Annotated in this window: 10 protein-coding genes and 1 tRNA gene; 5 read left to right on the top strand and 6 right to left on the bottom strand. The window is 69.6% G+C overall.

The features are described 5' to 3' along the window. Positions 1-31 precede the first annotated feature (31 nt). Complete coding sequence (gene glmU, locus AC5Y7V_RS28405; protein WP_499883366.1) at positions 32-1,531, bottom strand: bifunctional UDP-N-acetylglucosamine diphosphorylase/glucosamine-1-phosphate N-acetyltransferase GlmU; 1,500 nt, start codon at positions 1,529-1,531, stop codon at positions 32-34. A 101-nt stretch (positions 1,532-1,632) separates the two neighbouring features. Continuing rightward, positions 1,633-1,704, bottom strand: a tRNA-Gln gene (locus AC5Y7V_RS28400). A 137-nt stretch (positions 1,705-1,841) separates the two neighbouring features. Here AC5Y7V_RS28400 and AC5Y7V_RS28395 point away from each other — a divergent pair. Then, positions 1,842-2,435: a TetR/AcrR family transcriptional regulator gene (locus AC5Y7V_RS28395; RefSeq protein WP_499883424.1), complete on the top strand. Its 594-nt coding sequence runs from the start codon at positions 1,842-1,844 to the stop codon at positions 2,433-2,435. Here AC5Y7V_RS28395 and AC5Y7V_RS28390 read toward each other — a convergent pair whose 3' ends face one another. The 3 genes from AC5Y7V_RS28390 to AC5Y7V_RS28380 are packed head-to-tail and all read right to left on the bottom strand — an operon-like array spanning position 2,436 to position 4,995. Further along, the gene (locus tag AC5Y7V_RS28390) at positions 2,436-3,329 is read right to left on the bottom strand and encodes an SDR family NAD(P)-dependent oxidoreductase (protein WP_499883365.1); all 894 of its coding nucleotides are present in this window, start codon (positions 3,327-3,329) and stop codon (positions 2,436-2,438) included. It abuts the gene before it with no gap. Positions 3,330-3,331: 2 nt separating this feature from the next. After that, a complete protein-coding gene (locus tag AC5Y7V_RS28385) occupies positions 3,332-4,378 on the bottom strand; it encodes a TIGR03617 family F420-dependent LLM class oxidoreductase (protein WP_499883423.1) in 1,047 nt (348 codons plus the stop codon). 11 nt (positions 4,379-4,389) lie between these two features. Beyond that, the gene (locus tag AC5Y7V_RS28380; protein ID WP_499883364.1) at positions 4,390-4,995 is read right to left on the bottom strand and encodes a TetR/AcrR family transcriptional regulator; all 606 of its coding nucleotides are present in this window, start codon (positions 4,993-4,995) and stop codon (positions 4,390-4,392) included. Between the two features lie 154 nt (positions 4,996-5,149). Between AC5Y7V_RS28380 and AC5Y7V_RS28375 the strand changes: the two genes are divergently transcribed. Both AC5Y7V_RS28375 and AC5Y7V_RS28370 read left to right on the top strand, forming a co-directional pair. Continuing rightward, entirely contained in the window at positions 5,150-6,403 is a 1,254-nt protein-coding gene (locus AC5Y7V_RS28375) for a sulfotransferase family protein (protein WP_499883363.1), read from the top strand. After that, positions 6,400-7,560: a hypothetical protein gene (locus AC5Y7V_RS28370; protein ID WP_499883362.1), complete on the top strand. Its 1,161-nt coding sequence runs from the start codon at positions 6,400-6,402 to the stop codon at positions 7,558-7,560. The genes AC5Y7V_RS28375 and AC5Y7V_RS28370 overlap by 4 nt, the downstream gene beginning before the upstream one ends. Positions 7,561-7,668: 108 nt before the next feature. Here the strand turns inward: AC5Y7V_RS28370 and lysA are convergent, their stop codons facing one another. Then, on the bottom strand, positions 7,669-9,009 hold the full coding sequence (gene lysA, locus AC5Y7V_RS28365; protein WP_499883361.1) for a diaminopimelate decarboxylase: 1,341 nt from the start codon (positions 9,007-9,009) through the stop codon (positions 7,669-7,671). 107 nt (positions 9,010-9,116) lie between these two features. Here lysA and mfd point away from each other — a divergent pair, with 107 nt between their 5' ends. Next, a complete protein-coding gene (gene mfd / locus AC5Y7V_RS28360) occupies positions 9,117-12,779 on the top strand; it encodes a transcription-repair coupling factor (RefSeq protein WP_499883360.1) in 3,663 nt (1,220 codons plus the stop codon). Then, entirely contained in the window at positions 12,776-13,801 is a 1,026-nt protein-coding gene (locus tag AC5Y7V_RS28355; RefSeq protein ID WP_499883359.1) for a nucleoside triphosphate pyrophosphohydrolase, read from the top strand. The genes mfd and AC5Y7V_RS28355 overlap by 4 nt, the downstream gene beginning before the upstream one ends. The last annotated feature ends 11 nt before the right edge of the window (positions 13,802-13,812 follow it).

Genomic DNA, 13,812 nt, shown 5'->3' with positions numbered 1-13,812 from the left:
GGAAATGTGGCCGGGTTGCCAGGGACCAAACTCACGGTGTCTGTTCGGGCCCTGAATTCTCGGGATTTTCTTCGGCGGTCTTCCCGGTCGCCTTTTCCGCGGCCTTGTCCGCGGCCTGCGCCGCCGCGCTGCCCGGCCGCTTGCGCCGCACCCAGCCCTCGATGTTGCGTTGCGGCCCCGCCGACACCGCCAGCGCCCCCGGCGGGACGTCGTCGCGCACCACCGTGCCGGCGCCGGTGTACGCCCCGTCGCCGATGGTCACCGGGGCCACGAACATGGTGTCCGAGCCGGTGCGCACGTGTGAGCCGACGGTGGTGCGCCGCTTGGTTTCGCCGTCGTAGTTGACGAACACGCTGGACGCGCCGATGTTGCTGTGCTCGCCGATGTCGGCGTCGCCGACGTAGGTCAGATGCGGGACCTTGGTGCCCGTGCCGATGACGGAGTTCTTGGCCTCGACGAACGCGCCGAGCTTGCCGTCGGCCCCCAGCACGGTCCCGGGTCGCAGGTAGGTGAACGGGCCTACCGTGGCGCCGTCCCCGATCGCCGAGGAGGTGCCGTGGGTGCGCACCACCGACGCGCCGTCGCCGACGGTCACGTCGGTCAGGGTGGTGTCCGGGCCGACGACGCAGCCACCGCCCACCCGGGTGCGCCCCAGCAGTTGGGTTCCGGGGTGCACGACGGTGTCGCGGCCGATCGTCACGTCGACGTCGATCCAGGTCGTGGCCGGATCGACGACGGTCACGCCGGCCAGCTGGTGGGCGGCGACGATCCGGCGGTTCAGCTCGGCGCCCAACTCAGCCAGCTGGACGCGGTTGTTGACGCCGGCCACCAGCGCGCTGTCGGCGACGTGCTGGGCGCGCACCGCCCGGCCGTCGCCGCGCAGGATCGCGACGACGTCGGTCAGGTAGAGCTCCTGTTGGGCGTTGTTGGAGCTCAGCCGGCTCAGCGCGGAGCGCAGCGCCGCGACGTCGAACGCGTAGACGCCGGCGTTGACCTCGCGGATCTCGCGCTGCGAGGGCGTCGCGTCGGTGTGCTCGACGATCGCCATCACCTCGTTGTCCTGGGTGCGCAGGATGCGGCCGTAGCCGACCGGATCGCTCAGCGTGGTGGTGAGCACGGTGACCGCGGCTGAGTCCGCGGTGTGGGTGGCGATCAAGCCGGCCAGGGTGTCGGAGTCCAGCAGCGGGGTGTCGCCGGAGGTGACGACGACGACGCCGGCGTAGTCCTCCGGCAGGGCGGACAGGCCGCACAGGACGGCGTGGCCGGTGCCCAGCGGCCGATCCTGCAGCGCCACGTCGATCGAGCGTCCCAGCGTCTCGGCAAGCTCGCCGACCAGCGGCGCGACCCGCTGATGGTCGTGGCCGAGGACCACGACCAGGTGCTGGGGCGCGACCTTGGCGATCGCGTGCAGGGAATGCGACAGCATGCTGCGGCCGGCGATCGTGTGCAGCACCTTCGGGGTGTCGGACCGCATCCGGGTGCCGGGTCCGGCCGCGAGCACCAGGACCGCGGTGTCACCACGAAACGACATGAACTCTCTCCTATTGCCCTTCTGCGCGAGCGTGCGTGTTTGCACACCGACACGCCGTCAAGCGTGTCATTTCATGCACGCTCGCCGCAAAGGGCACGCTGCTCCGTCGCCAGGACTCGAACCTGAACTCTCAGAACCAAAATCTGATGTGCTGCCGATTACACCACGACGGATGGAATACCCACGGTGACTCTAGACGGTAAGCGGCCTGGTCGCGGCGGGCGTAACGGATAGGCTGACTGACGTGGCCGTTCTCGACCCCCAAACGCAAAAGGAGCCGGACAAGGAAGCCCGGGCCCCGCGCGCTCGCATGACCGGTAGCGATCGCCGGCAGCAGCTCATCGGCATCGCCCGCTCGCTGTTCGCCGAGCGCGGTTACGAGGGCACCTCGATCGAGGAGATCGCCCTGCGCGCCAACGTGTCCAAGCCCGTCGTATACGAACACTTCGGCGGCAAGGAGGGGCTGTACGCGGTCGTCGTCGACCGGGAGATGTCTGCGCTGCTGGACATGATCACCTCGTCGCTGACCAACAACCGGTCCCGGGTGCGGGTGGAACGGGTGGCCCTGGCGTTGCTCACCTACGTCGAGGAGCGCACCGACGGGTTCCGGATCATGATCCGCGACTCGCCCGCCGCGATCAGCTCGGGCACCTACTCCAGCCTGCTCAACGACGCGGTCAGCCAGGTCAGCTCGATCCTGGCCGGCGACTTCGCCCGCCGCGGGCTGGACGCGGATTTGGCGCCGCTGTACGCCCAGGCGCTGGTGGGCTCGGTGTCGATGACGGCGCAATGGTGGCTCGACACCCGCGAGCCCAAGAAGGAAGTGGTCGCGGCGCACCTGGTCAACCTGATGTGGAACGGCCTGACCCACCTCGAAGCCGACCCGCGGCTGCAGGACGAGTAGCTACGGCCGCACCCCGTCGAGGAAGTTGTTCAGGGCGTGCTTGCCGATTTCCCGGATGCCCATCGATCGCGGAAGCAGGCGGGTCACGGCGAACATCATCCGCCGGTTGGGCGCCCCCACTTGCATGCTGGGCCGCTTGCCGAGATACAAGACCGCCTCTTCGACGTTTTCCTCGGGCGTATTGATCAGGCTGCCCCTGGCCCGCGCGACCTCGAGCGCCTCGGCGGCCCCCGGCGAACTCGTCAGCCCGGCCATGCACGCCAACACGTGCACGTTGTCGGGTTTCAGTTCGTACCAGAGCCCTTCGGCGAGAATGATGTTGTACGCCCTCGTCGCGCCGTAGTGCGTGTAGTACGGGCTGCCGATCAGCCCCGTGCCGCTACTCATGAGGACGATGCCGCCACGGCGGCGCGCCTTCATGAGGGCCCCGTAGTGGTAGGTCAGCCCAAACGGGCTGCAGCAGTTGATGTTTATCCGCTTCCGCTCGAATTCGAGGTTATCGGCCCAGAATCCCCCGACCGTGGCCAGCGCGGCGTTGGATACCAGCAGCCCGATTTCGCGATCGCCGACGGCCGCGACGATGCTTTCCACGGCATCCGGCGCCCCGAGTTCCTGGGAGATGGCGAGCACCTCGACGCCGAACCGTGACACCAATTCCTGACGCTTCTTCTCGAGCTTGTCGGGGTCGCGCGCGACGATCGCGACCGACAAGCCTTGGGACGCAGCATAATCCGCCCAGGCGCCGCCGATGCCCTCGCTGGCGCCGGACACCAGCGCCCACGGCCCGTACTGCCCGGCGAAGTTCTTCGGTGGGCGCCGCGCCAGCGGGCTGCGCGAGCGCCACTGCCGGGCCACCATGGACTTCAGCGCCAGAGCCGATTGTGCTGCGTTCATTGCTACCTTCCTGGTGTTTGTTCCCCGAGGGTGGGAATCGCCTTGAGGCGATCGATGAGCATGGCCAGCACGTCGTCCGGCACGTCGGTGACCGGCAGGCTCAGGCCGGTGCACACGCCGGAGTACCAACGCGCGAGCACCGCGGGAATTTCGTCGTAGGTGCCTTGCGGCACAACCCGATCCATCACCTCGTCGGTCAGGTGCTCGGGCAGGTCGGTCCATTCGTTCCGGCGCGCCATGGCGCTGAGCGCCTCGCCGACGTCCTCGAAACCGAAGAATTCGAGCTGCCGGCGGTAGGCGGGGGTGCTGTAGAGGAAGGCCAGCTCCGAGCGGCGGTGTTCGCGCAGCCGTGCCAGCTCGTCGCCGGTGGCGGCCATCAAGGGTTGCGGATTGGCCACCACGGCGAGCGGAGCTCGGCTGCGGCGACCCTTCGCGGCGCCTTCGGCGAGGGCCGGCAGCGTCTGCGCCGCGAGGATCGACGGATGCGAGTTGGTCGGATGGCAGACGAAGCCGTCGGAGAGCTCGCCGGCCAGCACGCACATCTTCTTGTTGACCCCGCCGGTCCAGATCTGCGGGGGTCCGCACCGATTCGGGCCGGGGTTGAAATACGGCTGCAGGCGGTCGAATCGGTAGAACCGCCCGCCGTAGTCGAGGGGCTCACCGGTCTGGAAGGAGTGGAAGATCGCCAGCACCGATTCGATGTACTCCCGCATCCGCAGCGCCGGCTGCGACCACGGGACCGAGAATCGTCCGACGATGTTCCCGCGCACCTGGGAGGCCAGGCCGAGCTGGAAGCGCCCGTCGGAGTAGCGGGCGAGGTCCCAGGCCGCATAGGCGGTGATCATCGGGCTGCGCGGAAACGCCAGCGCCATGCTCGTGCGCACGGTCAGCCGCGTCGTATGCGCCAATGCCATTGCCGCGATGGTGAATACATCGTGGATGGTCTCCGACACGTGGACGACCTCGAAGCCGATGCGCTCCATGCGCGCGGCCCACGGGCCGATTTCGGCCAGGCCCAGCTGGGCCGGTGCGGAGGCGACGACCTGCATCGGCGGCGCGGTCATGGGTTCAGCCCGCGGACGATCAGCGCGGTGTTGTGCTCGAGCCAGCTGTCGTCCAGCGTGCGTTCGGTGGCCATCGACATCATCACCGTGCCGCCGATCATGTCCATCAGCAGACGCGCGTCGATGCCGTGGACCGCCACTCCGTTGGCGGCGGCGTGATCGAGGTAGCCCTGCAGGCGTTCGTAGGTGCCGCCCTGCAGCCGGTCCAGCAGCCGCGCCGACAAGCCCGGCTCGGAGGGCAGTTCGGCCGTCAGGCCTGACACCGCGCTGTGCACCGCCGGCCGGCTGAACAGGTGGATGGATCCCTCGAGCAGGCTGCGCACGACCGTCCGCAGGTCGCCGGTCAACGGCAACTCCGCCCGCGGCGTCGGGGGAAACACCGCAGCGAAGACGAGTTCGATCTTGGTGGGGAAGCGCCGGTACACCGCCGGCGGCGTCGCGCCGGCCCGCGCCGCCACCAACGGAATGCTCAGCCGCGCATAGCCGATCTCTTCCAGCAGCTCGTTGGTGGCTTGCAGGACCGCATCGTCGATGCGCGCATCGCGGGGCCGCCCCTGCGACTTGGACTCGCGATTATCGCGCTCGAAAGGTGTTGATTTCATTACGTTCAGATCGTAATGTTTTGCAGGATCGAGCACAACGATCCTTTTGAAGGTCCGCTTGAACACCGGGAGGCATCGAGCAATCGGCGCAGTCCGCGTAACTTCCTGCGCGTCAACAGGTTTCTTATCCCCTCAACGGTGAGGAACGCCAGTCATGGCCATCGATGAACCACCCAGACCGCTGCCATTCCGCGTTCTCAACGGTGCCTACCGCGCGGCCCGCCGCCTCGGCGCACCTCCCGTGCCGCTGCGCAAGTACGCGCTCATGGACCGGGCCAGCCGGCGCGCTGGCGGCCTGACCGACTTCGGCGATCCCCGCTTCGAAGCGGGCCTGGACCGGCTCATCGAGTCGATCAACACCGAGGACAAGCTCAACGGCTTCGGCCGCATACTGGCCGCGACGCACATCACCAACCTGTTGCGCCAGCGGTTACTGGTCATGGACCACATCCGCCGGAATCCGGCGATCCGGGACGAGGTCATCGCCAAGCCGGTCTTCCTGGTCGGCGCGCCGCGCACCGGCACCACGATCACCCATCACCTGCTCAGTCAGGATGACCGGTTTCGCTTTCCCCTCACCTGGGAGTGCGACGAGCTGCACCCGCCGCTGGATCCCGCCACGATGCGCACCGACCCGCGAATCGCGCGCAGCGAGAAGCAGATTCGCCGGACCCTGTCGCTGGCCCCCGACCTGGACGCCGCGCACCCGCTCGGCGCGTGGGAGGCCCAGGAATGCGCGCTGCTGCACGCCTACGCCTTTCACAGCGAGACGTTCCTGGTCATGTTCAACTGTCAGGGCTATGACCGGTGGTTGGCCGATCAGGACCGCACCTGGGTCTACCAGGAGGAGAAGTTGCTGCTGCAGTACATGCAGAGCGGGGGACTGCGCCCGAAGGAGAGCTGGCTGCTCAAGACCCCACCGCACATGGCCAACATCGACAAGATCCTCGCCGTCTTCCCCGACGCGCGTTTCGTCACCACCTACCGCGAGCCCACCGAGGTCATCGCCTCGAGCTGCAAGTTGTCCGGCACCGTCTTCGCGATGGTGACCGACTGCGTCGACTGGCATGATCACGGCCGTTACATGACCTGGCGCACCGGAGCCATGCTCGCCCGCAACGTCGAATTGAGGCGCCAATTCGCGGACCGCTCAGCGCAATTCATCGACTTCCCGATGGATCGCATGGTCCGCGACCCGATGTCCTGTGTCACGGAGATCTACGACCACTCCGGTATCGAACTCACCGCCGAGGTTCATCGCAAGATGAGCAGGTTCATGGAGCAGCGCGGCATGGCGACCCGCAAACCCAACATCTACCAGGCCGAGGATTACGGGCTCGACATCGCGGCGCTTTGGCCGAAACTGCAGTACTACCGCGACTTCTACGGAATCGAGGACAAGCGATGACCGACCAGTCAAGTGACGCGCTGCGCGCGGCGTGGCGACGATTCGGCGAACTTCACGACGACCTGCTCGGCGTCGCGCTGGCGCAGGGCGACCTCGACGACGGCTCTGCCAGTTCGCTTCTCGAGCACCTGATCGGCCACATCCAGTACATGGGGCTGCAACTGCGCAGCGACCCGGCCCGCCCCGCGCTGATCAACGCCCAGTACGCGCCGTGGAACTGGGGCCACTCCAACCCCGACACCCTGTACCTGTCGGCGCGAATCGACGACGCGCACGACTACCGGGTCTACGGCAAGTTGGGCTCCGTCGCGCAGACCACCTTCGGCGTCTACGCCGGCAAGGACGACCAGGCCCAGGCGGTCAAGACGCAATCCGAGGACCTCGACATCGCGCCGGACGGGTCCTTCGAGGTCTACTTCGGCCGTCAGAAAACCGGCGATACCAACTGGTTTGAGCTTCCACCGGGCGCCGAGTCGTTCTGCTGCTACCAAACCTTCGGCGACTGGCAAGGACAATCCAAGGGCACCGTCCGCATCGAATGCCTCAACCCCCAAGCACCGGCGAGGCCGCGGTCGCCGGCGCAGGCGCTCGCCGCGTTCGACGAGCACCTGGTCGCGTCGCGCGACCTGTTCACCATGTGGGTCAAGGACATTCCCGCCCGGGTCTTCGGGGCCCTGCCGAAGAACTTCGTCATCCCGCCGATGCAGCCGCCGTCGGCGATGGCCGGTGCGTGGTTCGTCCCCATTTCCTGGGAACTGGACGACGGCCAGGCCCTGGTGATCGAGTACCAAATCCCCAGCGGCAGCCCGTATGTCGGAATCTGCCTGACCAACCGGTGGAGCGAGATGATCGACATCGCGACCCGCCAGACGAGCCTGAACCTCGGCCAGTCGCACGCCGACGGCGACCGGGTGCGGGTGCTGCTGGCCACCGAGGACGTCGGCGTGGACAACTGGCTCGACGCGCGCGGCTATCGAAGCGGCGTCGTCACCTGGCGCGCCACCGCGGCCGAGCAGCCCGCCGCGCCCACCGCCACCGTGATCGACGTCGACCGCGTCGGCGACTACTTCGACTCGTCGCGGCGCGTCACCGCCGAGCAGCGGGCCGCGGCGTTGCTGGCGCGGCAACGCCACTTCGCCGAGCGGGACACGCCGTGACTGCTTAACCCGCGGCGATCGCAAGCGCGGCGTAGCCGGGCGCAGCGGGTCGCCGCTTAACCCGCGGCGATCGCAAGCGCGGCGTAGCCGGGCGCAGCGGGTCGCCGCTTAGCCACTGTCGCGCGACAGCAGATCGGCGACCGTCTCGCGGCGCACGAGGGCGCGGGCCCGCCCGTCGTTGACCGCCACCAGCGGTGGCCGGCCGACCAGGTTGTAGTTCGACGCCATGCTGTGGTGGTAGGCGCCCGTGCAGGCGACGGCCAGCAGGTCGCCGGGATGCAGGTCCGCCGGCAGCTCGATGTCCCGGGCGATCTCGTCACCCGCCTCGCAGTGCCGTCCCGCGACCGTGACGCGCAGCTTGGCGCTCAGCGGGTGCCGGTTCGCCAGCGTGACGGTGTATTGCGCGCCGTACAGCGCCACCCGCGGGTTGTCGCTCATGCCGCCGTCGACGGCGACGAAGGTGCGCCCGCCCGGTTGCGTCTTCACCGAGCACACCCGGTACAGGGTCACGCCGGCCCGGCCGGTGATGGCGCGACCGGGCTCCACGACGATGGTCGGCCGCGGGAAGTGCTCGGCGGCGCAGGCCTCGTCCAGCGCGTCCTCGATGACGCAAGCCAACTCGTCGAGGTCGAGCTCGCGGTCGCCCGGAATGTAGGGGATGGCGTGGCCGCCGCCGATGTTCAGCTCGGTGAGCACGACACCGTGCTGGGCGCGAATGTCGGCCATGGCCGCAATCATCCGGCGAATCGCCTCGCCGTAGAGCGCCGGGTCGGTGACCTGCGACCCGATGTGGCAGTGCAGCCCGACCAGGTCGAGGATGGGATGCGCCAGCACCCGCTTGGCGGCGTCCGAGGCGTGGTCGCCCGCGAGTGTGAAGCCGAACTTCTGGTCGCTGATGCCCGTGGTGACGGCGCGGTGGCCGTGGATATCGATGTCGGGGGTCACCCGGATGAGAACCGGCTGCCGCCGCCGCGCCAGTCCCGCGAGGTAGGCGATCTCGATGCACGAATCGACCACGATGCGCCCGACGCCCACGCGAACCGCCTCGCGCAGCTCGTCGGGCGATTTCGCGTTGCCGTGCATGACGATCCGTGCCGGGTCCACGCCGCCGGCCAGGGCGGCGGCCAGCTCGCCGGCCGAGCACACGTCGACACCGAGGCCCTCCTCGCGCGCCCACCGCGCCACCGCGGTGGTCAGCAGCGACTTGCCCGCGTAGACGACCCGCACGTCGGGGAGTGCCTTGCGGTAGCGGCGGGCGCGCAGGCGGAAGTCGGCCTCGTCGATCACGTAGGTCGGGGTGCCGAACTCGTCGGCGATGTCGGCCAGGAGTACGCCGCCGACGCACAGCCGGCCCTCCTCGTCGGAGTGCGTCGTGACGGGCCAGATCGCAGAATCGAACCGGCGGGGGGCCGCCTTTCCGAGGGACGGCAGGATGTCGAGCAATGTCATGACTTCAACGTGCGCCCGGCCGGTGGCCGGTGCCGCTTTTCTTACGATCCCTTGACGCCGTCGGGGCCAATATTGACGTCGTTCGGCGCCCCTAGAATGGATTCATCATGACCGGACCGGGGCCTGCTCGCCCAGAAACCCCGATCGCGGGGCTCGTGGACCTGGCGCTGACGGCGCCGACGTTCCAGCAGCTGATCGACAGCGCGGCCGCCCGGCCCGCCGAGTTGCACCTGGTCGGACCCGCCAGCGCCCGGCTTTTCGTCGCCACCGCGCTGGCGCGGCTGGGGCCCGTGCTCGTGGTGACCGCGACGGGGCGTGAGGCCGACGACCTGACCGCCGAACTGCGCGGCGTGCTCGGCGACGCGGTCGCCGTGTTCCCGTCGTGGGAAACCCTGCCGCACGAGCGGCTCTCGCCCGGCGTCGACACCGTCGGCGCCCGAATGATGGTGCTGCGCCGGCTGTCCCATCCCGAAGACGCGCGGCTGGGTCCGCCCTTGCGGGTGGTGGTGACGGCGGCGCGCTCGGTGCTGCAGCCGATGACGCCGCGGCTGGGCGAGGTGGAGCCGGTCACGCTGAGCGTCGGTCGGGAGATCGCGTTCGAGGACGTGATCGCCCGGCTGGTCGAGCTGGCCTACACCCGGGTGGACATGGTCGGCCGGCGCGGCGAGTTCGCGGTGCGCGGCGGGATCCTCGACGTCTTCCCGCCGACGGCCGAACACCCGGTGCGCGTCGAGTTCTGGGGCGACGAGGTCAGCGAGATGCGGATGTTCGCCGTCGCCGACCAGCGGTCCATCCCCGAGATCGAGGTCGACACCGTCATCGCGGTGGCGTGCCGCGAGCTGCTGCTCACCGACGGCGTGCGGGAGCGGGCCGCCGCGCTCGCCGCCCGGCACTCCGGGGCCGAGCCCGCCATCACCGGCAGCGTCACCGACATGCTGGCGAAGCTGGGCGAGGGCATCTCGGTCGACGGCATGGAGGCGCTGCTGCCGGTGCTGCGTCCCGGCGAACACGTGCTTCTGACCGACCAGCTGGCCGAGGGCACGCCCGTGCTGGTGTGCGACCCGGAGAAGGTGCGCACGCGGGCCGCCGACCTGATCAAGACGGGCAGCGAGTTCCTCGAGGCGTCGTGGTCGGTGGCGGCGCTGGGCACCGACGCGCCCGTCGACCTCGCGCAGTTCGGCGGATCCGGCTTCGCCGAACTGGACGACGTCCGCGCCGCCGCGGCCCGCGCCGATCATCCCTGGTGGACGCTGAGCCAGCTCTCCGACGAGTCCGCCGTGGAACTGGACGTCCGGGCGGCGCCGTCGGCCCGCGGGCACCAGCACGACATCGACGGCATCTTCGCGATGCTGCGCGCCCACGTCAGCACCGGCGGGCACGCCGCGGTCGTCGCGCCCGGCACCGGCACGGCCCACCGGGTGGTGGAGCGGCTCGCCGAGTCCGACACCTCGGCCGCCATGCTGGAACCGGGCGCCGCCCCCAGGCAGGGGGTGGTGGGCGTGCTCAAGGGCCCGCTGCACGACGGTCTGATAATCCCGGGCGCCAACCTCGTCGTCATCACCGAGACGGACCTGACCGGTAACCGGGCCAGCACCGTCGAGGGCAAGCGGCTGGCAGCCAAGCGGCGCAACACCGTCGACCCGCTGGCGCTCACCGCCGGCGACCTGGTGGTGCACGACCAGCACGGCATCGGGCGGTTCGTGGAGATGGTCGAGCGGACCGTCGGCGGCGCGCGCCGCGAATACCTGGTGCTCGAATACGCCTCGGCCAAGAACCGGGGGGGTGGGGCAAAAAACACAGACAAGCTGTACGTCCCGATGGACTCGCTGGACCAGCTGTCGCGCTACGTCGGCGGGCAGGCGCCGGCGTTGAGCCGCCTCGGCGGCAGCGACTGGGCCAACACCAAGACCAAGGCCCGCCGCGCGGTGCGCGAGATCGCCGGCGAGCTGGTGGCGCTTTACGCCAAGCGGCAGGCCAGCGCCGGGCACGCGTTCGGGCCGGACACCCCCTGGCAGGCTGAGATGGAGGACGCTTTCGGCTTCACCGAGACGGTCGACCAGCTCACCGCGATCACCGAGGTCAAGGGCGACATGGAGAAGCCGGTGCCGATGGACCGGGTGATCTGCGGGGACGTCGGCTACGGCAAGACCGAGATCGCGGTGCGGGCGGCGTTCAAGGCGGTCCAGGACGGCAAGCAGGTCGCCGTGCTGGTCCCCACCACGCTGCTCGCCGACCAGCACCTGCAGACGTTCACCGACCGGATGGCCGACTTCCCGGTGACCGTCAAGGGGCTGTCCCGGTTCACCGACGCCGCCGAGTCCCGCGCCGTGGTCGAGGGCCTGGCCGACGGGACGGTCGACATCGTGATCGGCACGCACCGGCTGCTGCAGACCGGGGTGCGCTGGAAGGACCTGGGCCTGGTCGTCGTCGACGAGGAGCAGCGGTTCGGCGTCGAGCACAAGGAGCACATCAAGTCGCTGCGCACCCACGTCGACGTGTTGACCATGAGCGCCACCCCAATCCCGCGCACGCTGGAGATGAGCCTGGCCGGGATCCGCGAGATGTCGACAATCCTGACCCCGCCCGAGGAGCGCTACCCGGTGCTGACCTACGTCGGCCCGCAGGACGACAAGCAGATCGCCGCCGCGCTGCGGCGCGAGCTGCTGCGCGACGGCCAGGCGTTCTACGTGCACAACCGGGTCAGCTCGATCGACCGGGCGGCGGCCCGGGTGCGTGAGCTGGTGCCCGAGGCGCGCGTCGTCGTCGCGCACGGGCAGATGCCCGAGGAGCGGCTGGAACGCACCGTGCAGGGCTTCTGGAACCGCGAATACGACATCCTGGTGTGCACCACGATCGTGGAAACCGGGCTGGACATCTCCAACGCCAACACGCTGATCGTCGAGCGGGCCGACACCTTCGGGCTGTCCCAGCTGCACCAGCTGCGCGGGCGGGTCGGGCGCAGCCGCGAGCGCGGTTACGCCTACTTCCTGTATCCGCCGCACGCGCCGCTGACCGAGACGGCCTACGACCGGCTGGCGACCATCGCGCAGAACAACGAGCTGGGCGCCGGCATGGCGGTCGCCCTGAAGGACCTCGAGATCCGCGGTGCCGGCAACGTCCTGGGCGTCGAGCAGTCCGGCCACGTCGCCGGGGTGGGGTTCGACCTGTACGTGCGGCTGGTGGGCGAGGCCGTCGAGGCCTACCGGGCCGCCGCCGACGGCGAAACGGTCACCACGCCCGAGGAGGCCAAGGACGTCCGGATCGACCTGCCGGTGGACGCGCACCTGCCGCCCGACTACATCGCCAGCGACCGGCTGCGGCTGGAGGGCTACCGGCGGCTGGCCGCGGCCTCTGACGACGCGGCCGTCGGCGCCGTCGTCGAGGAGCTGATCGACCGCTACGGGGCGCTGCCCGAGCCCGCCGAGCGGCTGGTGGCCGTGGCGCGGTTGCGGCTGCTGTGCCGCGCCGCCGGCATCACCGAGGTGTCGGCCCCGTCGGCGGCGACCGTGCGGCTCTCGCCGGTGACGCTGCTGGATTCGGCCCAGGTGCGGCTCAAGCGGATGTATCCGGCGGCGAACTACCGCGCCACCACGTCCACGGTTCAGGTGCCCATTCCGCGGGAGGGTGGGGTCGGCGCGCCGCGCCTGCGCGACGTCGAGTTGCTGCAGATGGTGGCCAACCTGGTGACCGCGCTCGAGGGGAAACCACAGATAGAGATTGGTATAACGGGGTCACCAGCGAACATGTCGGGGGAGGAGCGGCGCGCATGATCGTCGTGTTGTTCGACCCTCGCCGCCCGTCGCTGGTGCCGATCGAGGCCATCGAGCACCTCGCCGGCGAGGTGCAGTACACCGAGGAGATGCCGGTCGCGGTGCCCTGGTCGCTGGCCGCCGCGCGGCCTGTGCATGCCGGGGACCCCGATGCTCCAGCGCCGGTGCTGCTGTCGTCCGATCCGGACCACCCCGCCGTCACCGCCCGGTTGGCCGCCGGGGCCCGGCTGATCTCGGCGCCGGACACGCCGCGCGGCGAGCGACTGGTCGACGCCGTCGCGATGATGGACAAGCTGCGCACCGCCGGGCCGTGGGAAAGCGAGCAAACTCACGACTCGTTGCGCAGGTTCCTGCTCGAGGAGACCTACGAGCTGCTGGACGCCGTGCGCAGCGGCAACGCCGACCTGCTGCGCGAGGAGCTGGGCGACGTGTTGCTGCAGGTTCTCTTCCACGCCCGCATCGCCGAGGACGCGCCGCAGCTTCCTTTCACGATCGACGACGTCGCCGCCACACTGATGCGCAAGCTGGGCAATCGGGTGCCCGGAGTGCTTGCCGGACAATCGATTTCGCTCGAAGAGCAACTGGCGCAGTGGGAGGAGCGCAAGGCCGCGGAGAAGTCGCGCAATTCGGTGATGGACGACGTGCACACCGGTCAGCCGGCACTGGCGTTGGCGCAGAAGGTGATTCAACGCGCCGAGAAGGCGGGGCTGCCCGCCGACCTGATCCCCGCCGAGATCACGTCGGTGTCCGTGTCGGCCGACTTCGACGCCGAAGGCGCCCTTCGCGCCGCCGTTTTGGAGTTCGTGGACACCGTGCGCGGCGTGGAGAGGTCGATCGCGGCCAGCCGCCGCGGCGACAGCGTCCCGGTCGAGCTGGACGTGGCGCCGCTGGGCGAAGTCACCGAGGAGGAATGGCGCGCGCACTGGCCTTCCGCGGAAACGCCCGCGGAAGAGGCGGCCGGCTCCGAGGCCGCTTCCAAGGCGCCCGGTGGGGGCTCCAAGCGGCGCAAGGGCCGGAAATAAACCCGTTCGAC

This window comes from Mycobacterium sp. NGS34, assembly GCF_059812845.1.
This window is presented reverse-complemented; position numbering and strand designations above follow the sequence as displayed.

Coding starts and splice junctions, on each gene's coding strand:
- AC5Y7V_RS28355 (WP_499883359.1), top strand. CDS start 12,776: ATGATCGTCGTGTTGTTCGACCCTCGCCGCCCGTCGCTGGTGCCGATC.
- AC5Y7V_RS28375 (WP_499883363.1), top strand. CDS start 5,150: ATGGCCATCGATGAACCACCCAGACCGCTGCCATTCCGCGTTCTCAAC.
- lysA (WP_499883361.1), bottom strand. CDS start 9,009: ATGACATTGCTCGACATCCTGCCGTCCCTCGGAAAGGCGGCCCCCCGC.
- AC5Y7V_RS28395 (WP_499883424.1), top strand. CDS start 1,842: ATGACCGGTAGCGATCGCCGGCAGCAGCTCATCGGCATCGCCCGCTCG.
- AC5Y7V_RS28380 (WP_499883364.1), bottom strand. CDS start 4,995: ATGAAATCAACACCTTTCGAGCGCGATAATCGCGAGTCCAAGTCGCAG.
- AC5Y7V_RS28390 (WP_499883365.1), bottom strand. CDS start 3,329: ATGAACGCAGCACAATCGGCTCTGGCGCTGAAGTCCATGGTGGCCCGG.
- AC5Y7V_RS28385 (WP_499883423.1), bottom strand. CDS start 4,378: ATGCAGGTCGTCGCCTCCGCACCGGCCCAGCTGGGCCTGGCCGAAATC.
- mfd (WP_499883360.1), top strand. CDS start 9,117: ATGACCGGACCGGGGCCTGCTCGCCCAGAAACCCCGATCGCGGGGCTC.
- AC5Y7V_RS28370 (WP_499883362.1), top strand. CDS start 6,400: ATGACCGACCAGTCAAGTGACGCGCTGCGCGCGGCGTGGCGACGATTC.
- glmU (WP_499883366.1), bottom strand. CDS start 1,531: ATGTCGTTTCGTGGTGACACCGCGGTCCTGGTGCTCGCGGCCGGACCC.